The organism is Acinetobacter sp. WCHAc060006 (genome assembly GCF_004209135.1).
Classification (GTDB): Bacteria; Pseudomonadota; Gammaproteobacteria; order Pseudomonadales; family Moraxellaceae; genus Acinetobacter; species Acinetobacter cumulans.
On sequence record NZ_SGSS01000028.1, the window covers coordinates 18,727 to 40,972 of the forward strand.

16 protein-coding genes are annotated in these 22,246 nt (G+C 35.7%); 11 read left to right on the forward strand and 5 right to left on the reverse strand.

Annotated features, from left to right (window positions below):
- Positions 1–37: 37 nt before the first annotated feature.
- The 4 genes from icmH to tssH form a co-directional block, all read right to left on the reverse strand.
- Positions 38–847: a type IVB secretion system protein IcmH/DotU gene (gene icmH, locus EXE29_RS14185; protein ID WP_106986327.1), complete on the reverse strand. Its 810-nt coding sequence runs from the start codon at positions 845–847 to the stop codon at positions 38–40.
- Between the two features lie 12 nt (positions 848–859).
- Positions 860–2,224 carry a type VI secretion system baseplate subunit TssK gene (gene tssK / locus EXE29_RS14190; RefSeq protein WP_120364891.1) on the reverse strand — a complete coding sequence of 455 codons (1,365 nt, stop codon included), beginning with the start codon at positions 2,222–2,224 and terminating at the stop codon, positions 860–862.
- Between the two features lie 5 nt (positions 2,225–2,229).
- Positions 2,230–3,354, reverse strand: a complete 1,125-nt coding sequence (tssA, locus tag EXE29_RS14195; RefSeq protein WP_120364892.1) for a type VI secretion system protein TssA — start codon at positions 3,352–3,354, stop codon at positions 2,230–2,232.
- Positions 3,355–3,449: 95 nt separating this feature from the next.
- A complete protein-coding gene (tssH, locus tag EXE29_RS14200) occupies positions 3,450–6,143 on the reverse strand; it encodes a type VI secretion system ATPase TssH (protein WP_120364901.1) in 2,694 nt (897 codons plus the stop codon).
- A gap of 387 nt (positions 6,144–6,530) precedes the next feature.
- Here tssH and EXE29_RS14205 point away from each other — a divergent pair, with 387 nt between their 5' ends.
- The 11 genes from EXE29_RS14205 (at position 6,531) to EXE29_RS14255 (ending at position 20,240) form a co-directional block, all read left to right on the forward strand.
- On the forward strand, positions 6,531–7,226 hold the full coding sequence (locus tag EXE29_RS14205; RefSeq protein WP_228198816.1) for a hypothetical protein: 696 nt from the start codon (positions 6,531–6,533) through the stop codon (positions 7,224–7,226).
- Positions 7,227–7,245: 19 nt separating this feature from the next.
- Positions 7,246–7,749 carry a type VI secretion system contractile sheath small subunit gene (tssB, locus tag EXE29_RS14210; RefSeq protein WP_120364894.1) on the forward strand — a complete coding sequence of 168 codons (504 nt, stop codon included), beginning with the start codon at positions 7,246–7,248 and terminating at the stop codon, positions 7,747–7,749.
- Positions 7,742–9,223 carry a type VI secretion system contractile sheath large subunit gene (tssC, locus tag EXE29_RS14215; RefSeq protein WP_120364895.1) on the forward strand — a complete coding sequence of 494 codons (1,482 nt, stop codon included), beginning with the start codon at positions 7,742–7,744 and terminating at the stop codon, positions 9,221–9,223. The genes tssB and tssC overlap by 8 nt, the downstream gene beginning before the upstream one ends.
- Before the next feature lie 48 nt (positions 9,224–9,271).
- Positions 9,272–9,775, forward strand: coding sequence for an Hcp family type VI secretion system effector (locus EXE29_RS14220; protein WP_120364896.1), 504 nt, complete (start codon positions 9,272–9,274; stop codon positions 9,773–9,775).
- Positions 9,776–9,855: 80 nt separating this feature from the next.
- Positions 9,856–10,332: a type VI secretion system baseplate subunit TssE gene (gene tssE, locus EXE29_RS14225; protein ID WP_120364897.1), complete on the forward strand. Its 477-nt coding sequence runs from the start codon at positions 9,856–9,858 to the stop codon at positions 10,330–10,332.
- Between the two features lie 11 nt (positions 10,333–10,343).
- The gene (tssF, locus tag EXE29_RS14230; protein WP_106986319.1) at positions 10,344–12,152 is read left to right on the forward strand and encodes a type VI secretion system baseplate subunit TssF; all 1,809 of its coding nucleotides are present in this window, start codon (positions 10,344–10,346) and stop codon (positions 12,150–12,152) included.
- The gene (tssG, locus tag EXE29_RS14235) at positions 12,116–13,105 is read left to right on the forward strand and encodes a type VI secretion system baseplate subunit TssG (RefSeq protein ID WP_117008041.1); all 990 of its coding nucleotides are present in this window, start codon (positions 12,116–12,118) and stop codon (positions 13,103–13,105) included. The genes tssF and tssG overlap by 37 nt, the downstream gene beginning before the upstream one ends.
- A gap of 2 nt (positions 13,106–13,107) precedes the next feature.
- Positions 13,108–14,553, forward strand: coding sequence for a hypothetical protein (locus EXE29_RS14240; protein WP_120364898.1), 1,446 nt, complete (start codon positions 13,108–13,110; stop codon positions 14,551–14,553).
- Between the two features lie 20 nt (positions 14,554–14,573).
- Positions 14,574–18,416, forward strand: coding sequence for a type VI secretion system membrane subunit TssM (tssM, locus tag EXE29_RS14245; protein WP_120364899.1), 3,843 nt, complete (start codon positions 14,574–14,576; stop codon positions 18,414–18,416).
- Positions 18,417–18,461: 45 nt separating this feature from the next.
- Positions 18,462–19,421 carry a type VI secretion system-associated protein TagF gene (gene tagF / locus EXE29_RS14250; RefSeq protein WP_117008044.1) on the forward strand — a complete coding sequence of 320 codons (960 nt, stop codon included), beginning with the start codon at positions 18,462–18,464 and terminating at the stop codon, positions 19,419–19,421.
- Positions 19,422–19,511: 90 nt separating this feature from the next.
- Positions 19,512–20,240 carry an OmpA family protein gene (locus EXE29_RS14255; protein WP_410159316.1) on the forward strand — a complete coding sequence of 243 codons (729 nt, stop codon included), beginning with the start codon at positions 19,512–19,514 and terminating at the stop codon, positions 20,238–20,240.
- 117 nt (positions 20,241–20,357) lie between these two features.
- Here EXE29_RS14255 and EXE29_RS14260 read toward each other — a convergent pair whose 3' ends face one another.
- Entirely contained in the window at positions 20,358–21,782 is a 1,425-nt protein-coding gene (locus tag EXE29_RS14260; protein ID WP_120364900.1) for an amidase, read from the reverse strand.
- Between the last annotated feature and the right edge of the window lie 464 nt (positions 21,783–22,246).

A 22,246-nucleotide genomic window follows, 5' to 3' on the forward strand; every position in this document is an offset into this window, starting at 1 on the left:
CATTATTTGATTTTTCGTTTGCCATTTTATTCTAGTCTTATGGTAAATGAATGGTGATATAAGCTTGTTCTGCTGGTGCGCTAATTACGTTTTGATATTTAGATAAAGCAGCATCATTTTGTTTACCCAACATATAGTGTAAGCCCACAAAAGAAATTACAGAAAACAAAAGTAAAAAAATCAAAATCCAAAAGAATGGAAGCTCACGATGAATAATATGTTTGATTTGATCAGGTAAAGCAGCAAAAGGAGAAAATGCGACTTTTTTTCCTTTTAAATAATCAATTTCATCCCCAATACGTGAGACCAATAGATTCAGATGCTCTATAGATTCAATACGATATTTACCATGAAATCCTAACAACATGCAGTAGTGATAAACTTCCAGTGCAGCCAGTCGTTCTTTACCTTTACTTCGGATCTCTTCTAATTTCTCAAAAAAACGATAGCCTGCAAGTTGTGAGCCAAACAAAGTCAGCTGTAGTGGGTTTAACATCCAATTATTTTGTAAATCAAAAAAACGTGCATCCTGTTGTGTCACAATCGTTTCATCAATTAATGCGCAAAATGCGTATTTAGCATCCTGTATATCATCGGCATTAAACTGTAATTTACGTGCTTGATGATCAAATCGATTTAATAAATCTATAATTTTTTGTTTAAAGCCTTCCGGATCTGATGGTACATATTGATTTTTTAATAAAAAAACAATGTAAAAACCATCATGTAATAAATCAACCATATTTGCAGATGCAGTTTGTGCTTTGACTTCCGTTTGTGTCGGTACATATCCAGTGCCAATCGTGCCATCATCAAACAGAGAGGGTACATTATTCTTCATATTCATTTTTATATTGCCTTATCCATTCATTACTGCAATCAATTCAATTGAAATATCTTGGAAGCCTGTCGGGATATATACACAAATCGCTTCAGAATCCAGCATGCGTTGATACAATTCATTATTTGGTTCAACTTCAAAATAGCTGACACCAGAACGAACTGGAATTGCCGTTGGGACTTGCATTAAATGTTGCAGTGTCACAGCAGGTAATGCCGCCATGACACGTTGTTCTACATCTACTGTACTACCAACTTTAAAGCGTAGAGGGACATAAGAAATTAAATCATGTGTAGGCATAACACCACTTGAAACAGCCAAATACAGGCGAGTATCACGGGTAATTTTGTCAGACTCTAAACTACCAATCCAATAAGAAGGTCGAGTTTCTTTTAAGCTAATACTGATATAGCGATTTGAAATAATCGTATCTAATAAATCACGTAATATTAGATCAAGCTGACCAAAGCTTTCTTCAAGGTGGGTGTGCTTATATTCTGGCAAATGTTCGACATCGTAAGCAGTTGAAAAGGTCAACATAGAACCCGTTAAGCGCAACAACTCAAAATATAAGCGCTCTGGATGAATCAATGGATAACGCAGTAAATGATTCAGCGTTGCATGAGCTGTATTTAATGCATTCACCAACCAAAAAGACACAATATCGCCAGAACGGAATTCAATGAGTTTTTGCTCATTTTCACGGTTATTGGCCTGAATTGTCTTAATTTTCGCTTTAATAATATTTAAAGTTCTTTTTAATCCAGCCAATAAAGAATCACAGGCTGAGATATGTAAAATTGGCGGAATAAATTTAGAATCTAAGATAAAACTGCCAGAACTTTGACGCTTTAAACGACCAATTTGGATATATAAATAGCCATCTAAACTTTGAGCTGGCTCATGTGCATGTTCAAACAATTTTAACTCTGCACGACGCTTTAATAAGGTAATGTCCGCCAAAGATGCATCTGTAAATAAATCATAGGCTTCAGTCAAGTGAGAATAATATCGACTAGACTGCGTATGTTGTTCAAAACTTAAGTTTTTCTTATTGGCTTGCATAATTGGGAGTGCCAAATATACATGCATTTCATTTTTAAGATTTAACTCATCAAGAAGTACTGGCTCTGGCAGTAAATCTTGTGCCGGCGCTTGATAAATTTCACCATCTTGCCAAATCATCTCAACTTTATTTAGAGCCAAAACTTGTGTCGAAAGTTGTACTTCATCAAAATCTAATTGTTGAATGCCATAAGCAAATGGAACAGTAGATCGTACAGTATGATTTAGTCTTTGCTCGTGATAAGCATCTTGCATTTGGAAGTGTTGGGGTCTAAGGAATAGGCCTTCTCCCCATAATATTTTTTCAGCTTTTAACATTTAAGTTACCAATCATTATTTGCATCATTATTTTGTACGCCCAACATTTCTTGGACATTTTCTAACGGATTTTCATTTTTAATGACTTGGGTTAGCCATTCATGTAATGGCATTTGGCCCCATTTAATAGTTTTTTGTAGCATATAGCTAACAGGACTATGAGGCTCATTGACTTGGAAATAATCCGAAATTTCTTGTAATAAACGCATCGCTTGATCACGATTTGCCAAATGACTTTTTTGTTGTGGTTGAAAAGTAGTTGTACTATGTTCAACATGCATATTGGTAGCCTGTTCTACATGGGGTGTTGTAACATTCATCGGTGTATCAATAGGGGGGGATGGACTGCTTTTATTTTGTTCGGTAGATTGTAAAAAAGCCTCGGCTTTATAAATTTTCTTTAAGTTCAAATGAATACTTTCAATTTGGGAGTCAATTCCAGCAAAACTTGGAGCATCTAATCCCATTAGTTGATCCATCGTATCTTTTAACAATTGCCACTGCGTTAGTGTTTCTAAAAAAGCCTGATAGTTTTGATATTGAATGCTTTTGGATGTATTGAAAAGCGCGTGATCAAATTGCTCCATTAAATTAACGGGATTTTCTTGATCTTCATCTTCTGTATTTAATTTACGTTTTTGATTTTGTTGATGCAAAAAAGATTCGTAGTCAGAAAGGGTGTAGTACGGCGAAACATTTACCACTGGAATACTTTTGCATAATGTCGGTAAAAGATTAATAAATCCCTGCAATAAACCTAAGCGTTGATCTAAATCTTCATCTTCAATTTCGGGAAATAGCTGAAACCAATAGCTATTTAAACTCTGTTGCATTAGAGCGAGGCTTTTATGTAGGCCATCAAAACCATATAAATGTGCCCATGCTTCCATTAACCACGTATAAAGGCGAATATCCTTGCTTTTTTCAGTAAGCAACTCAATGGTTTGTGATTGAACAAAGGACCAATCTGCTTGTTTTGGTTCAGCTACCCAATCACCTTGATCCAATAACGGGTCATCTTGTGTTTTTGCCTTTTTTATTGCATGAAATTCATTAGAAAATGAATAATCCGTACCACAAGGCTGTTGCTCGCTAATGGGCTGTAATAGGGTTTCGAGTTCTACACTCATAATTTGCCTTTATTTTTTCTGATTCTATTTAAACTATCTATTTGGCAAGAAGTAATTATAAATATCACTCCTAGCCACGTTGGGGTCAAAAGTGTTTATTTAATACTTTCAACTTCTGATTTTTTGCTTTTTTTAGGTTTTACTTTCTTTGTTGTCTTCACATCTGCTACGGGATCAAGTAAATAGATAATCTCATCATCTTTCACATGAATTTCGATATGCTTAGGAATATTATTTTCACTCATAGCAACCAAAATTTTCGTTGCTAATGCAGGTAAAATAGTTGCATTCAAAATGTTATCTACATTACGTGCACCACTATCTACTTCAGTACAGCGACTTAAAAGTAATTCAATTAAGTCATCGGTATAAGTTACTTGTGTTGCATATTGTTTTTCTAAGCGTGCCGTAATTTTGCCTAATTTATGATGAATAATACGAACCAGTAAATCATCAGACAATGGATAATAAGGCACAATTCGCATACGACCTAAAAATGCAGGTTTAAATTGTTTGTATAAACTTGGCTTAAGTTGCTCAAGTAATGCTTCTGCAGTAGGCCATTCTTCTATAGGTGCATTTAAGCAAGCTTGCATGATGGCACTTGAGCCTGTATTTGATGTAAGCAATATCGTTGTGTTTTTAAAATCAATCACACGACCTTCACCATCTTCGAGTGTCCCTTTATCAAAGACTTGATAAAATAATTCTTGAACATCGTTGTGTGCTTTTTCAATTTCATCGAGTAATACAACTGCATAAGGATTACGGCGCACGGCTTCGGTTAATACACCGCCTTGTCCATAACCCACATAACCAGGAGGTGCACCTTTTAATGAAGATACCGTATGTGCTTCTTGGTATTCGGACATGTTAATGGTGATTAGGTGTGATTCTCCACCATAAAGTTCATTAGCTAAAGCCAATGCAGTTTCTGTTTTACCAACACCACTTGGACCCACGAGCATAAACACACCTTGTGGTTTATTTGGATCTTCAAGCTTAGCTTTCGATGTCTTAATGCCTTGAACGAGTTGATGAAGGGCATAATCTTGACCCATGACACGCTGTTCAAGTTTTTCTTCTAAAGTTAATATTTGTTTAATTTCATCATTGACCATTTTTCCAACAGGAATGCCAGTCCAATCGGAAATAATTTCATTAATGATTTGGGCATTTACACGTTCAAAGACCAATGGTGTTTGGCCTTGGCTTGCTTTAAGTTGTTCACGTAAGCTTGCAAGTTTTTGAATTTCTGTTTCGTCAGTTAAATCATTTATTTCAAGTTGCTGAATTTCTCGAACCCATTGTAGTTCTTGCATCCATTGAGTTTTAACCTGCTCAATTTCAGATGCTAAGAGCGACAATTGAGCTTTTAAAGCATCTAAGCGTTCATGATGAATTGGGATGTTTTTATGTTCATTTTCTAAAATGCTTAATTCAAGATTTAAATTGTGCTGTTTCGCTAGTAACTGATCCAATTTAACAGGTTGAGCATTTTGTGTTAGGGCAACCCGTGCTGCTGCGGTATCTAAAACGCTAATGGCTTTATCTGGGAGTTGACGCCCAGTAATATAACGGTGTGAAGCATGAACAGCAGTGACAATGGCTTCATCATCAATTTGCAAATTAAAATGTTGTGCCATGACTGGAATCATAGCCCGCAACATATCAATCGCGACTTCTTCGGTAGGTTCTTCAACTTTTACTACTTGGAAGCGACGACTCAAAGCAGCGTCTTTTTCGAAGTATTGTTTGTATTCAGCCCAAGTTGTTGCAGCGATAGTTCGTAATTCACCACGTGCTAATGCAGGTTTAAGCAAATTGGCTGCATCATTTTGTCCAGCTTGGCCACCAGCACCAATTAATGTATGTGCTTCATCAATAAACAGAATAATAGGGTGTACTGAAGCCTGAACTTCTTGAATCACAAGTTTTAAACGATTTTCAAATTCACCTTTGACACTTGCACCAGCTTGTAACAAGCCCATATCTAATACATGCAATTGCACATTTTTTAGAGCATCTGGAACTTGGTTGTTTGCAATTTTTAAAGCCAAACCTTCAACTACAGCAGTTTTACCAACACCAGGTTCCCCAGTTAAAATGGGGTTGTTTTGACGGCGGCGCATTAAAATATCGAGCATTAAGCGAATTTCAAATTCACGGCCTATGACTGGATCGATACCACCACTTTTAGCCTTTTCAGTGAGGTTAATGGTAAATTGGTCTAAAGCAGGTGTTTTTGCAACTGGTGTGCTCATGACAGTTGAGTCTGCGTGTTCAATATTTAAATTTTGAACTTGAAATTCATTTTCAACACTTTCATGGCATACATCTAAAAATTTATGCTTCATGGTGTCGATAGGGAAGCGTTCAAATAAGTATGAAGCACGCGCTGCAATTTGATACAAATCAGGTGCAGTCAATAAGGCTACCAATAAGTGACCACTACGAATAATAGGATTTTGTTCTGCTGATGCCAATAACCAAGCTTGTTCTAATAACCGTACTATGGATTGTGCGAAAATTGGTGTACGGGCATTGCCCTTAGGGAGTTGTGTAATACTTTCTTTTAAATCTTGACTTAGGCCATCACGCTCAATTTTGTACTTTTCAATTAAATAATAAAGATCATTTTTTATATTTGATTGTAGTAATTCTAGAAAAAAATGTTCAATTTCGATCTCATAATTTTGTTGCGATATGCAAGTATTTGCCGATTTCTCGAGACAAATACGCGCATGAGGTGACAATTTTGTGATTAAAATTTTTAAATTATTCATAATTTTCTCAATTTTTAGACACACTTCAGCATATTAAAATTGGGTTTTGCTGAGGTACCTGATTCTAACTGTTTTTAGTATTTTGTTTTAAATCAATTGTTTATATTAAACAAATCAAAACTATGTTGGATATTTTACATAATTTTTTAAAAAAACAAAGATAATTCCATTGCATGTTAAGACTTAAATACAAAATTATTCAAGAGAAACTGACAAAAATTGTTAATTATTTTCTATTTTTGTATTGACTTCATAGCTAGTTCTTTTGTTAGAATTGTTGGCATATTTTTTAATCAAGAATAATTGAGAGTATGATTGCAAGAAATTTGTGATCAATCTCACATGAATAATATTATATAAATTAAAATTAATACCAAGATAGAGGCTATTTTGAATAAGTATAATCTCATTTTAACGTTTGTCCTTACGGCAAGCTTAACGCAATTCAGCTTTGCAAAAGATCAGACGCAAGAAATCAGTAAATCTTGTTTAAAAGATTATCCGGTTGCTGTGGGTGATACAGATGCTGAACTCGTTAATTTTTACAATCAACTTTGTGATAAAAGCAATCGAAAGAATGATGCTTTAAAGCAAGAATTATCATTAAAAATTGCGCAACGCTATCAAGGTTTAGGTTATAACTTAAAAGCATTAGAAGTGATCAATCAATTGCGTAGCCAAAATGTGAGCTCACGTGAATTAACCGATGTAACATTTTTGGCTGGTGTAAGTATTGCTCAAAATGCTCTGAATCAAATGCGTTCAACAGAATTACGCTCTTTAACTGAAACGAGTTATGCACCTGCAAAAAAACTCGCGGAAACCATTCGCTTTGCTCAGCCGACAGTTGAAAAGCCATTAGAATCTGAAGACGAAAGTTTTAAGAGCAAATCAAATAAGTCATCGAAGTCTTCCTTAAAATCAACGACACAATCGAAAAGAAATAAAAGCACTGTATCCGCAGATAAACCTTCAAAACCTAAAACCTTTGCAAAAACTACTGCAACTGTAAAAAAAGAACAACCCGCTGTTAAATCAGCACCTGCTCATTCTGGCTCATCTCCATTTGCGTCATTAAATAAATAAAAAAATAGGAAATTAAATTATGTCAAAGCGTGAAAGCGTTCAAAAAAAATTACAACGTATACGTCCGCCGCGTGTACAGCTTACTTACGATGTTGAAGTAGGTGATGGTAAAGAAGTAAAAGAATTACCTTTTGTTGTTGGTGTATTAGGTGACTTTTCTGCAGCTTCAGAAGTGGAAAAGACCAAGCTGAAAGATAAAAAGTTTATTAATGTTGATTTAGACAATATTGATGAAGTAATGGAATCTTTAGCACCACGTGCAAGCTTTCAAGTCGAAAATACATTGACTGAAGAAGGTGGGAAAATTGGTGTAGATTTAACCTTTACCAGCATGGCAGATTTTACTCCTGAGCACGTTGTACAAAATGTAGACCCGCTTCGTAAGCTTGTAGAAGCGCGTGAGCGTTTAACTGATTTACGTAATAAAATTTCGAATAATGAACGACTTGAAGATCTATTAGATGATGTTTTAAAAAATACAGATCAAGTACGTAAATTAAGTGCGGAGGTTGAAAGTGAATAATTTTAATACCGCTACAGCATCTGTTGCAGAAGTTGAAAACTATTCTTTACTTGATTCAATTGTTGAGCAAAGTCGTATTGCACGTAATGATCAAGAACATGACCGTGCAAAAAGCCTGATTGGCGAATTAGCCAAAGAAGTGATGGCTGGTACAATTACTGTGTCTGAAAATATGTCACTTTCAATTGATAAGCGTATTGCAGAGATTGATGCATTAATTTCACAACAATTAAGCAAAATTATGCACCATGCAGAGTTTCAAAAAATTGAATCAACTTGGCGTGGTTTATACTATTTTTGTCAAGAAACACCTTCAAACTCTTTAATTAAAATTCGTATGTTGAATACAACAAAAAAAGAATTGGTTAAAGATTTCCAAGGTGCTACAGATTTCGATCAAAGTACTTTATTCAAAAAAATCTACGAAGAAGAGTATGGTTCATTTGGTGGGGCACCTTATGCAACTTTAATTGGTGACTTCGAATTTGATCGTACACCTTCTGATATGTATTTATTGGAACAAATCTCACATGTGGCAGCAGCAGCACACGCACCATTTATTTCAGCAACGTCTTCAGACATGTTTGGTCTAGAGTCATTTACAGATATAGATCGTCCTCGTGATGTGAGTAAAATTTTTGAAACTGCTGAATATGTTCAATGGCGTTCCTTCCGTGAAAGTGATGATGCGCGCTATGTTGCGTTAACCATGCCACGTGTATTAGGTCGTTTGCCTTACCATCCTAAAGAAGGTAATGCAACGGAAGGCTTTAATTATGTTGAAGAAGTGTCTGGTGAAAACCACAATGAATATTTATGGATGAATGCCGCGTATGCCTTTGGTACACGTTTAACCAATGCCTTTGATCAGCATGGTTGGTGTGCAGCAATTCGTGGTGTTGAAGGTGGCGGTTTGGTTGAAGGTTTACCTGTTCATACCTTTAAAACCAATGATGGTGAAGTTGTATTTAAATGCCCAACAGAAATTGCAATTACAGATCGTCGTGAAAAAGAGTTAAGCGACCTCGGTTTTATTCCATTGGTACACTGTAAAAATACGGACTATGCGGCATTTTTTGGCGCACAATCAACGCAAAAACCAAAAAAATATGACAGCGATACGGCGAATGCTAATTCAGCATTATCAAGTCAAATTCAGTACATTATGGCTGTATCCCGCATTGCACATTATTTAAAAGCAATGATGCGTGACAAAGTCGGTAGTTTTGCATCTGCAGGTAATGTAGAAGCCTTTTTAAACAGTTGGCTCTCACAATATGTGTTATTAGATGATGGCGCTTCTCAAGAAGCCAAAGCTCAATATCCATTACGTGAAGCTTCTGTAAAAGTTGTAGAAAACCCAGCTGAACCGGGTCACTACAAATCTGTGGTCTTTTTAAGACCGCATTTCCAGTTGGATGAGTTGTCAGTTTCTTTGCGACTTGTTACTGAGCTTCCTCAGTCTTCAAATTAATTTTTGATGCAACAGTATAATAACTTTAAATAAATAGGAAAATTAAAAATGAAAGATATATACGTACAGTTTCGAGGCAAATACAAAATTGATGGTGAGTCACGTGACACTGAACATAAAAACTGGTTAGAAGTTAATTCATGGTCTCACAATATCCGTCAACCTAAATCAGCAACATCTTCAAGTGTTGGTGGCCATACAGCTGAACGTGTAGAACATTCAGACATGATTTTCATAAAAGACTTGGATGCAACAAGTCCGAAATTATGGGAAGCATGTTCTGCTGGTTATACATTTGATGAAGTTCAAATCGATTTCTATCGTGCGAATGGCGACAAGCGTATTAAATATCTTCAAATTAAATTGAAACATGTTTTAGTTTCAAGCGTTACACCAAACGTGAATGACGAAGGTGTTCCACACGAAGCATTTGGCTTGAAATATGCTGCTGTTGAGTGGACATACAACCAACAAGATATTAACGGTACACAAAAAGGTGCTGTTACTAAGAAGTGGTCATTGTCTAATAACACTGCGTCTTACGCTGCATAATAATTTAAAAAGTAGGGGTTGGCGTCAGCCAGCCTCTATCATTTTATTATTTAATAGATTTGCCAATACATAAGAATGAAATGAACCTAGATCAACTTTATCCATTTGGATTTCGGACAACATTGTTCGATCGTATGTTGCCTAACGACCAACAAGCACAAAATGGCTTGTCATTAAGTGAACTACGTGAATCCGTTGCATCTGATTTAGAAGATTTACTGAATAGTCGAATGGCGAATTTTGGTGAGTTAATTGAGGATTTTCCTTTGGCTAAAAAGTCAATTTTGCAATTTGGCATTATCGATTTTGTTGGTCTGTCAACTGCAAACCCAACAGATTGTGACAAAATTTGCCAATCCATTGAAAAGTCAATTGCCGCACATGAGCCTCGTTTAAAGCAAATTAAGGTTGAAATGTTGATGGAAGGCAACAATATGGGGGCGCTGTGCTTAAGTATTCAAGCATTTTTAAATATTCATCCTTTATATGAGCCAGTCGTATTTGATGCATTATTAAAACCGACCACACAACAATATGTTATTTCTCCTAAAAGCTAAGTGAGTTATCCGTGATTGAAGAGCTACTCCCATATTATGAAAAACAATTACAGGAATTTGCACAGCAATCGCGTGATTTTTCAAACAAATATCCAAAAATTGCACAACGCTTATCTTTAAATCAAGAACAAATTGATGATCCACATATCGAACGTCTTATCCAAGCTTTTTCTTTGGTGGCTGCACGTATTGATAAAAAGCTAGATGATAGCTATGAGGTTTTTACACGCTCTATTTATGAGGTCATGTTTCCTCAATATCTTAAGCCTTTTCCAGCAAGTTCTGTGGTGTCATTTGAAGATATCAATAAAATAAAAACATTGACTGAATTACATTTCATTCCTAGATCGACTATTTTAAAAGCGAAAAGTGTTCGTGGTGTTCAATGTGAGTATGCAACCTCATACGATACGGCGATCATGCCTATTTCCTTGCAAAATATACATTTTAAGACGCATCCAACAGCGCAAATGCATCTAAATCATAATGCGACTTTAAGTTTTGTCTTTGATATTTTCAATAAAAGCCATCGTTTACTAGAACAACAACACCTGCCTATTTACTTAGATGCTATTTCGCATTTTCCATTGCAAGTGCTCGACCATATTTTTAGAAAAGGAACGCATTTTAGTATTAAAGCAGGTCAAGAAAGTTATGATATTGCTAATCCTTTTAGCTTAATGGGTTTTGATGAGGCTGATGGAATATTACCGTTAGATCAGCATACGCATCATGCTTATCGTTTACTCATGGAATATTTTTGCTTTCCTGAAAAATTTAATTTTTTAAAACTTAATTTGAATGCTATCTCACATTTAGCTTTGGAACATTCTAGCTTTGAGTTGCAAATTCATTTTAAATTAAATTTAAATGACCAAGCTTCTATACGAAATTATTCAGAGTTAAGCACCGCTAATTTTAAATTATTTGCAACGCCAATTATCAATTTATTTAAAAAGCAGGCAGAACCACAAAAAATTAATCATAAGCGCATGGATTATCCATTGGTCACAGATGCGCATCATCCTGATTATTTTCAGGCGTATTCAATTTTAAAAATGAATATGGTCCGTGAAAAAAGTGCACAAGATGAAGTTATGCATCCTATTTTACCGTTCTTTGCGATGAGTCATTATCAGCATGATCAGGTCAAGTTTTTTTATAGCTTAAAAACTTCAGGTTTAAATAATAAATCACAAGAAATGAGTTATAGCATTATTTCTAAGTCATTGGATCCTGCGAGTACAAAATCTGATTTTATTAGTACTGAACTTTTGTGTACGAATCGTGATTTACCTTATGAAAGTTATAACAAAGACCAAAATATATTAACGCTAAATGATAGTAGTTTGGCGCGACGTGCATTAATGCTGAAACGTCCAACACAACCTTTTTATTTTGAGCAAAATAAGCAAGAACAATGGCGAATTATTTCTCAGCTTTCATTAAATAATATGTCGTTAATGAAAGGGGATTCCGTTGCTCATATTAAAGAGCTTCTAGAGTTATATAACCTACCAAAGAGTAAAGAAAATCAATTAATTATAGATGCGATTAAAGAAATCGACTTTTCACTTGCGCAAAAATTAGTGAATAGCAAACCATTTCCATTATTTGTACGTGGTGTCAAAGTAAAAATAAGCTTGGATTTAGAGGTTTTTCGTGGGTTTAGTGCCTATATTTTTAGTCAGTTGTTAAGTCATGTCTTTAATTTAAGAGTTAATTTGAACAGTTTTGTTGATGTCGAAATATTTGACGTACACACCCAACAGGAGATATACCAATGCGTGCAGAACGTTGGTGGCAAAATGCTTCTGTAATCCAAGGATTGTTTGATCAACCTCAAAGTTATGATTTTGTTCAGGCCGTACGCTTGCTTAGGCACGCACCTGTAAAAACGCAACAGCATTGGTCTTATGACTTTAACTTTCGAAGTTCTCTCAATTTAACATTTCCATTAACTGAAATTGAAAGTTTGAAGCTTGAGGATGAACAAGTCCATTTAACCAATTTAATTATTGGCCTAACGGGTATGCAAGGGGCTCTACCTTATAGCTATACCAATAAAATAAAGCTAAGTGGCCGGCATCAACGTGATGAAACTTTAAGTTTTTTATCGCTATTCAATCATAAGTTAACCGCACAATATGTTGATGCGAGTATTAACTATCAGCTACCGATCCGTTATGAAATTGAAAATGAAAATAGTTATTTAAATATTATTCATGCATTAGCAGGTTATGTCAGTGAACAGCATGCACAGCAAGAATTAGATGATTATTTTGCTGAATTTTCGGGTTTGATGCAGGGGCAAAACAATAATGCACATGCCTTAAAAACCATGTTGAACTGTATTTTTAGTCAACATTTCGATATTACAGAATTTATTTCTGAGAAATTTAATTTAGCACCTGATCAGCAAACTTGTCTGGGGGGGACGCATGATTTTATGCTGGGAATAAATACATTTTGTGGCAGTACAGTTCGTCAAATTGATGAAAAAATTGAAATTGTGATCGGGCCTTTAACACGTGAAGATTATCTAAGCTTTTTACCTCATCAAGAGCAAAGTATAAAACTAAAAAAAATTATTCAAACTTGGTGTACACCGACATTAACTGTAGATGTACGACTTATTTTAAAAAAACAAGAGATTCAGCCTTTGTGTTTGAGTGCAAATAGCCATTGCGGTTTATCTCAAGGGGCTTTTCTAATGCCTACACAACAGCAAGACAATGCTGAAACGTGTTATGCATTAATTGGTGGACAATAACAATGATTAAATTATTTCTTAGCACCTTGATTGGCTTAGTTATTTTAGTAAGTGCCTGTGTGATTTATTTTTGGCGTGATACTGCTTATGACCCATCTGCAATAGATTTAGGTCTATATTTTTTAGCTTTACCGTTAATGATCACGACTGTTTTTTTTGCACCTGTCTTCATCATTAAAGCAATGAAGGCACAAAAAGAAAAAAAGCAACAGCAAGCTGAGCAAGAAGCTTTGCGTTATGAACAACAACAAATTGATGCCTTAGAACGTGAGCGTCCAAAAGAATTACCAAGTGAGCAATTTGAACTGCATATTTATTCCGCACATTCTTGGCATAGTTTTGGTGAAAATACTGAAATCATTGACAGTATTAAAGCATTTAAAAGTCCTGAGCTGTACCGAAAACTTATGAATAGCTATGGTTTGCCTATTTTAAGTTATCGTATTCAGGACTTAGATGATTTGATTGATTCAACCTTAGATGAGGATGATCTGCCTGTCATGAGTATGAGAGAAAAGCGGATCCATTCTTTAATACGTCAGCAATTTGAACAGCATGCTGAAACTTTAGCGATGGTTTCCAATCATTTAAAGCAATCAGCATTATTTTATGATAGTGAATTGGCTTACCAATACAAAATGCATCCAGGCTGGACGCAAGAAAATTTTGTAGATGATCATGAAGAAGATAAAACACCTGTACAGGAAGTGCCACGCTTAAATCGTTTTACTGTACATATTTTATTGGCTGAAAACTTAATTCACCAATGGAATGAGCAAAGTAAATTTGAACTTCAGGAAGCGTTGAGCATTCAATATGCGATTTTGCCTGAGCAAATTCAGATTGAGCATCATTTTTTTAGTAGCCAAACAGCCTATAGTGAATGGACAAAATTACTGAAAGATGCCGCGAATACAGCCAATGAAGTGAACTTTTTAATTAGTGTAGATTCAGAAATTGATCAGGAATGTTTAGATGAACGCTTTTGGTTAAATGAGCAGTATATTGCATCTGAATTTGTATCAAGTTGGTGTGTAGCGAATACATCGACAGTATTACTTGATTTACAACCACTTACTACATTATGGTTGAGCGTGAATGAAAATAATTTTTCGAATTATTTAAAAAATAATCAATTAAATGAATTAGAGCAGTTTCAGCAAGAGCATCCCTTTGTATTGGTATTAGATGATGCGAACGATGTTAAAACAACCAAAACCTTACAGCGCGTATTTGAAGACACTGCGATAGATTTTCATCATTTTTTATATACAAAACAAAATCTTGGACATACACAAAATTTATCAAAAGTATTTGGTTTTATGCTGGGTATGCACCTGCCAGAAGAGATGATCAATATGATTTACAGTACCGAGCAAGATTCAACGTATGCTTTTTTCAAAGCTTATGAATTTGATCAGTCTGAAACAGTCATTACTCAAAATTAAGAAAGTATAAAGAGAATAACGTGAGCACATTATTTTATACCTTGCTTGGCTACGTGTGGCAGTATGTCACTAACCCCAAAGCAATGATGGCACTGTCAATGTTTGTTGCTTTAATTGCAATGAATAATTCCGTACCGCCTAAGATTTTTTGGATTTTAGTCGCGATTTACATCATTGGCTTAATTATTTGGGGCATTTATGAGCTGGTTCAATATCGAAAAAATCGCCAACAAGGTGAAGAACTAGCCGAAGCTATTGCTAAAGATACAGAGTCTGAATACGGAAAACAAAAAGATAAAGAAGAATTGCAGTTAATTCATCAGCAAATGAAAGACTCAATTCAATTGATCCGTAAGTCTAAGCTTGGTGATAAAAAGGGCAATGCTGCTTTATATGAATTACCGTGGTACATGGTGATTGGCAATCCTGCAGCAGGTAAAAGTTCTGCAATTTACAATTCTGGTTTACGCTTTCCGTTTGAAGAAACACATCAAAAGATGGTGTCTTCGGGCTTAAGTGGGACACGAAATTGTGATTGGTTTTTTTCAACTGAAGGTGTATTGCTTGATACGGCGGGGCGTTATTCTGTTTATGCAGAAGACCATAATGAATGGTTAGGTTTTTTAGGCTTACTGAAAAAAAATCGTTCTAAAGCACCTGTAAATGGCCTAATTTTGGTCGTTAGTGTGGCGGAATTAGTAAGTCAAAGCCCAGAAAAAACCATTAAATTAGCAAAAAACTTGCGTGCACGAGTGCAAGATATTACCGAGCGCCTAGAAATTTTTGCACCTGTATATGTTGTTTTTTCTAAAATGGATTTGATTGCAGGATTTACTGAATTTTTTGAATGTTATGACAAAGATGAATTTGATCAAGTCTGGGGTGCAACTTTACCTTATGATCCAAATACATCAGATCAGGCGACTGAGTTATTTGAAAAACACTACGGTTTGTTATATGACGGTTTAAAGGGTGTAAGTACAACACATCTTAGTCGCCGCCATTCACAAAATATTTCGCCAAGTGTTATGACCTTTCCATTGGAATTTAAAACCTTAAAACCTGTTTTAAAAACCTTTATTGGCACATTATTTCAAGACAATCCCTATCAGTTTAAACCGGTTTTTCGTGGCTTCTATTTTACCAGTGCTTTACAAGAAGGTACGATTGAAAGCCCAATGACTGAGCAATTGGCGGAAGATTTTCACTTAATTCGTAGTGATGATACCAATTTTGGGGTACCGACCAATTCTATTTCTCAAGATCATGGTTATTTCTTAAAAGGGCTATTTTCAAATGTTATCTTAAAAGATAAAAACCTTGTAAAACAGCATATTAATCCTGCAAGAAAGCGTCAGCGCTTTATGTCATTTTTAGGCGCTTTAATTGCAGTTGCAATTATTTTGAGTGTTTGGGTGTGGTCATATCGAAATAACCAACAGTTAATTGCTGAAGTTCAAGCCGATTTAAATAAAGTCGTGCAAATGGAAAATAATGCTTCAGGAAATTTAGCAACACAAATGGATGCTTTGCTCATTCTACAAGGTCATTTACAACAACTTGATCATTTTGATGAGGATCGACCTTTAAAATACAGCTTCGGTTTGTATCAAGGCAATGCAGTGCGTGAAAAATTGAAGGCAGAATATTTGAAGGGCATCCAACAAATTGTACTTCAACCTGCACAACAGAACATGGCGCAATACTTACAACGTGTAAAAAGTAATGAAGCAACTTTGCGCGAAAATCATGTCAATGTGAAGTTAAATCAAGCTGTTCAAAGTAAGCAACCATATTTAGAACCTTCAGATACAAGCCCACAAGATGCTTATAATGCTTTAAAAGCTTATTTAATGTTAAGTAATCCTCAGTACAGAGAATCAAGTCACTTAAGTGATCAAGTAACGCGTTTTTGGCGTTCATGGTTAGACTCAAACCGTGGCCAAATGGAACGTGGTGACATGATTCAAAAAGCGGAGCAGATTTTATCTTATGCGATGACCTTGGCCAATGATCCGCTGTTTCCACGTATGAATTCTGACACACAATTGGTAGATCAAACACGACAAATCTTAATGTCAGTAAGTACAGGCATACCTGCACGAGATCGCGTATACAACGAAATTAAAATGCGTGGATCGGTTCGTTTTCCTGCACTAACGGTGAAACAAATCATTGGTGAAGCCGGTCAGTCTACAATGTTGGGTTCTTATGCCTTACCAGGGATATTTACTTATCAAGCTTGGGACAATTATGTAAAAGATGCCATCGAACAAGCGGCCAATAGCCCAACCGATTCTAAAGACTGGGTATTGAATATGAACCAATCAGATGATTTGACCTTTAGTGGCAGTCCTGAGCAAATTCGTAAACAGCTTACCGAGTTATATAAGCAAGAGTACATTGCTGAATGGCGTAAATTCTTAAATGCTACGCATTATGCAAAAGGCAACAGTTTTGCACAGCAAGTTAAAATTATTGATGTGCTTGGCGAGCCTGAAAATTCACCAATTCGTATCGTGTTGAACCGCGTTGCGCAAGAAACCAGTTGGGATAATCCAGTCGTACAAGCAGAGTTAGCTGCACCTCAAAAAGGATTTATTGCATGGTTTAAACGCAAAGTACTCAGCCGTGATGAAGCTAAAATTGCACAAAGCAATGCATCTACTGCTACACAAGGTGTGATCTCAAAAGAATTCCAAATGTTCTATCAGTTGGTGCGTAAACGTGACGATTTACAAAATAAATCCTTACTCGATGAATATATGGCAAACCTAGGTCAAGTCCGCAGTAAGTTTAATGATTTACGTAGTGCTGGTGACATAGGCCCAGCCAGTATGGCTTTGGTTAAACAAACCATTAACGACCAAACGTCGGTATTCAACATTACACAAAAATATGTTGATGAAAAAATGGCAGTGGGCTTGAAAGAAGCTGATCAACAGCAATTACAAAAACTTTTGATGGCACCATTAACACAGTCATTTGAAACTTTGGTGATTCCAGCACAAGATGAGTTAAATAAACTGTGGACGATTCAAGCTTATCAACCATTTGGCACCAATTTATCAAATAAATATCCATTTAAAGCTGGTGCAACTGTACAAGCAACAAGCAATGAAATTGGTCAAATTTTTGGTGAAAATGGCAGTATTGCACGCTTTGTAAAAGAGTATCTTGATCCACTGGTTATTCGCCGTGGTTATACCTTAACGTCTAAGACATGGAAAGATTTAGGTATTAGCTTAAATCCACAATTTGTGGCGAGCTTTCAAGCTTATGTTGCGCCAAGTAATGGTGTGGCAACGGGTGAACTAAACCAGAATTCATCAGCACCTGCAGCAACAAACCAATCTAATTTCCAATTCTACCCACAAGAAAATACGCAATTATTGTCTTATACCGTGGAAATTGATGGACAGCGCATGGTGTTTGAAAACGGGGTACAACAGTGGGTGAACTTCATTTGGCCAAATAAGGGCGCGATTCCAGGCGCACGTATTACAGCCATAGATTTAGAAGGCAAAACACATACGATTGTTGATGAACCTGGTGAATATGGTATTAACCGTTTAATTGAAGGGGCAACACGAACACAGTCGGGGAATACCTTTGAAATGTTGTGGCGTAGTAAAGAAGATCCAAAACTGTTTGTAAAAATGAATTTCCGCCTCATTAGTGGTAGCGGAACAGCTGGCATAGGTTCAAATCAGGGCTATAACGGAATGATTTTGGCCGATAAAGTTGTTACGAGTAAAGCAGTGCGTGTTGTGGCAGCACAAACAATAAATACAACACAAGCACCAGTAGCGGCATCTGCACCATCACCAGTACCGCAAGGTCAAACTGGGAGCGCGCCATGATGTATCTAAAATATGTAAACATGGATGTTTGAAGGGGAAAATAGCATGTACGAAGTCAAAACGACCCCTTTGTATTATGGAAAATGCCCAGCCCGAGGTGACTTTTTAAAGACACGCGGGCAGTATTCTCTCATACAATTGATCGATCAATGGATGACTGAAGCGCTTGAACATGCCATGCAAAATCAAGCGTTTCAGGAAAAATATGCGAACCTACCATCGTTGGACTTTTTTATTGCTAGTCCACAAGATAAAAGGTTTTTAGTTGCTAACTTAATTAGTAGTGAAGACAGTTCTGGTCGTCAATTTCCTATGGTGCTATGTCATCTGTTAGAAATTGATGATCCACAGGACAATATTCAATATGCACCATACCGTTATAAACAAACGCTCATTGATTTATATCAACGTAATCGAATTATGCGTTCTATTCGAGATCCAGATATTTTATTGGATAAATTGAGTAAATTAAGTGATGACATTCAAATTTTTGGTACAGATGAAACGGCTTCATTCTATGAACATCATACGGTACATTCGTTCGCCAAATTATTGCATTTAAGTACAGAGCAATTGGCTCAAAGCATGATTGCTCTGGGTTTACTATTACAACCTGTAATAAAACAAGGGACCTCGAAACTAAATAAAGTTCTGATTTTACCTATTAATAATATTAGTTATTGCTATGAAATTGCAGCTTTTTGGGTCAATTTGATCAGCAGGTTTGTGGCAAAGCAAAATGCCGAGCTACTCATTGGCATTTTACATAGCGATGCGCCTGTACTGTTATTTGGTTTCCAAGGTGCTGATATTCGTGCATTAAGTGATGTATTCACACAAAATATGCAAAGTGATCATTGGGTGTCGTTAACAGCTACTGAATGGATCGAGCCATATTTAGAGCAAAATGCAGGTTTAGCAACCTTGGAGCAAGGTTTGTGTGAGCGTCAAATGAGTTTGGCTCAAGCATTTAAGTTATTTAGACAAACTTTCATTGAAGTCTAGTGATCACAAAAAAGACCAAATTTTGGGCATACTCTCATGAAGATAAATTCTAAAGTAATGAAAAACAATAAATTAATTAGGCAATGGTTGATGCTTATATCTACTTTAAGCCTCAGTTTTATAGCATTTGCACAAGAACCGATTATTGTGGAAGGCGCTGTACCAAATGAGATGGCCAAGCAGGAAATCTTAAATAAACTGTATACCACCTATGGGCGTGAAAATGTCGTCGATAAGATTCAAGTTAAGATGGTCACCGCGCCAAACGGGTGGAGTAGTAATGTCAGTGCCACCATTAATGATGATCTAAAAAAAGTGAAACAAGGTAGTTTAACTGTACGTGGTACACAGGTGAATTTAACAGGGAAAGTCACGAACCCCAATGATATACAGCCAGCAGCACAACGCTTACAAAGTTTAGTACCCAATTATAAAGTAAATGCTCAGTTGAGCGTAAATGCAGCTGAACAACAAATTATTGATGCAACACTCAAAAATCGAATTATTGAGTTTGAATCGGGCAGTGCTGTTTTAGCACCGTCAGGTACTCAAATTTTAGATGAAATGGCTGTAGCCTTAAATAAAGTGGGTGGAAAAAAGGTCAAAATTATTGGCCATACTGATAGTTCAGGAGATCCTGCTAAAAATTTAAGCTTAAGCCAAGAAAGAGCTGTTGCTGTTAAAAACTACCTTATTGGTAAAAACATTAATGCGGACAGTATGTCAACGGAAGGTTTAGGTTCGAATAAACCTGTTGCAGATAATACAACGCCTGAAGGCCGTAAGAAAAATCGTCGTATAGAATTTGAAGTACTATAAATTTCATACTTATTCGAATTAAAAAACCGTTCTAAAAACGGTTTTTTAAACAATTATGTAATGACATTTAAATTGCATTGTCATTATTTTGTAGATTTAAAGGTGATAAACATGAGGTTAATCTTGAATTCTGCGCCACGGTCGCGCAGATTCAATTTGGTATGCCAGCTCTATAAGTGTTTTTTCATCACCTAAATTGGCAGAAAATTGCATACCGATAGGCAAGTGGTATTCTTGAGTATAACTCATAGGCAATGAAATGGCTGGTGCACCTGCGATGTTTTGAATCGGGGTAAATGTTACATAATTTTGAATACGCTGAAATAGTTCATCAAACTCTAATTGCGGGGAAATATAGCCGAGTTTTGGCGTTGTATGTGCGAGTACAGGTGAAAGTAAGACATCATAATGTTGGAAAATTTGTTGGTATTGGCTTTGTATTTGTTTTAATCGATAGATAAATAAAGGTGTTTTATAAAAATTATTTTTATAGAGTTGGGCTAAACCACAGGTTAAATGATCTAATTTTTGACGTTCAAAATCACTTCCAAATAGTCTATTACCAAAAGTAAGTAACATAAAAGAAAGTAAGCCCCAGTAATGACTAAAGTCATCTACAAAGTTTTGAGCAAAGGGCAGTTGATAATATTCAACATGATGGCCAAGAGATTCCAATAACTGAGCTGTTTTTTCTAAGCAAATTGCTGTTTCAGAATCGACACTGCCAGTAATTGATTGCTGTATAACACCAACGCGAAGCTTTCTATTTGTACTGTGCTCAATCTTTCCAATTTTAGGAAGTTTTGGATTCACATAACGTTGTTCCATGCCTGCAAAGAAATGTGCAGTATCCCGAACACTGCGTGTAACAACGCCTTCAGAAATAATATTAATTGGTAACATGCTGGCAGCATCACTATTATAAGTGCGACCACGTGTTGGTTTTAAGCCAATTAAACCACTGCAAGCTGCTGGAATTCTGATGGATCCACCACCATCATTTGCATGTGCAATAGGCACAACACCAGAGGCAACTAATGCTGCTGAGCCACCAGATGATGCACCACATGAATAATCTGTATGCCATGGGTTTTTTGTTGCGGAACCATCTTGGTATTCTGTGGTTGCATTTAAGCCAAATTCAGGCAAATTACTTTTACCTAAAACAATAAAACCTTGATCTAAAATCTGTTGACTAATTTTAGGGTGTTTTTTTACAGCTGTACTATGGATTGCTTGAGAACCATGATGTGTAGGTAATCCTATGAAGTCTGTATTGTCTTTAAAGAAAAAAGGAACACCTGAAAAAATGCCTGTTGATGATTGATTTGAATTAATATTCTCTAATGCATTGTCAAAACGCTCTGATGCAATTGCATTAAGTTCTGGATTTACTTTTTTTGCGCGTAAAATAGATGCTTGAATAACTTCTTTTGAAGAAATTTCTTTATTTTTAATCAGTTGAGCAATTTTTACAGCATCAAAATCTTCTAAAACATCATTAGTGAAGCTGTGTACACGTTTAATTTGTGTATTTTGCATTATAAGTCCTTATTTTTTAATATTTTAAATCCATTTTTATACTTTGACATAATGTATTGTCAAGTTGATTATATGCTGTGAAGGAAAAATAGGCAATGTAGTCAAATATGGTCAGCTTGATTAACTGACTCTATTTATAGGGAAAATTGCTACATGTAAGAGTAAAATTTTAAGACTATGGATCTTTACTTTATATAAGGGCATCAAATTATAAAGCTGTTAAAAACAACTATGCATTTTTAAAAGTAGAGGTTCAACATACTTAAAGAATCTAATGATAATTTTATGGAATTAGAATTTTACTTGCATAAATAGATAAATATTGAAAACTTCAATGTTGAAGCTCTATACATAATTTGTGAACCGTATTGGTACATTAGAGATTTTATCTACGGCTAAGTTAAAAGTTCTATTATTTGTGAGGAATATAGTGAAAGTTGATACTAGCTTGATAGTGATATATT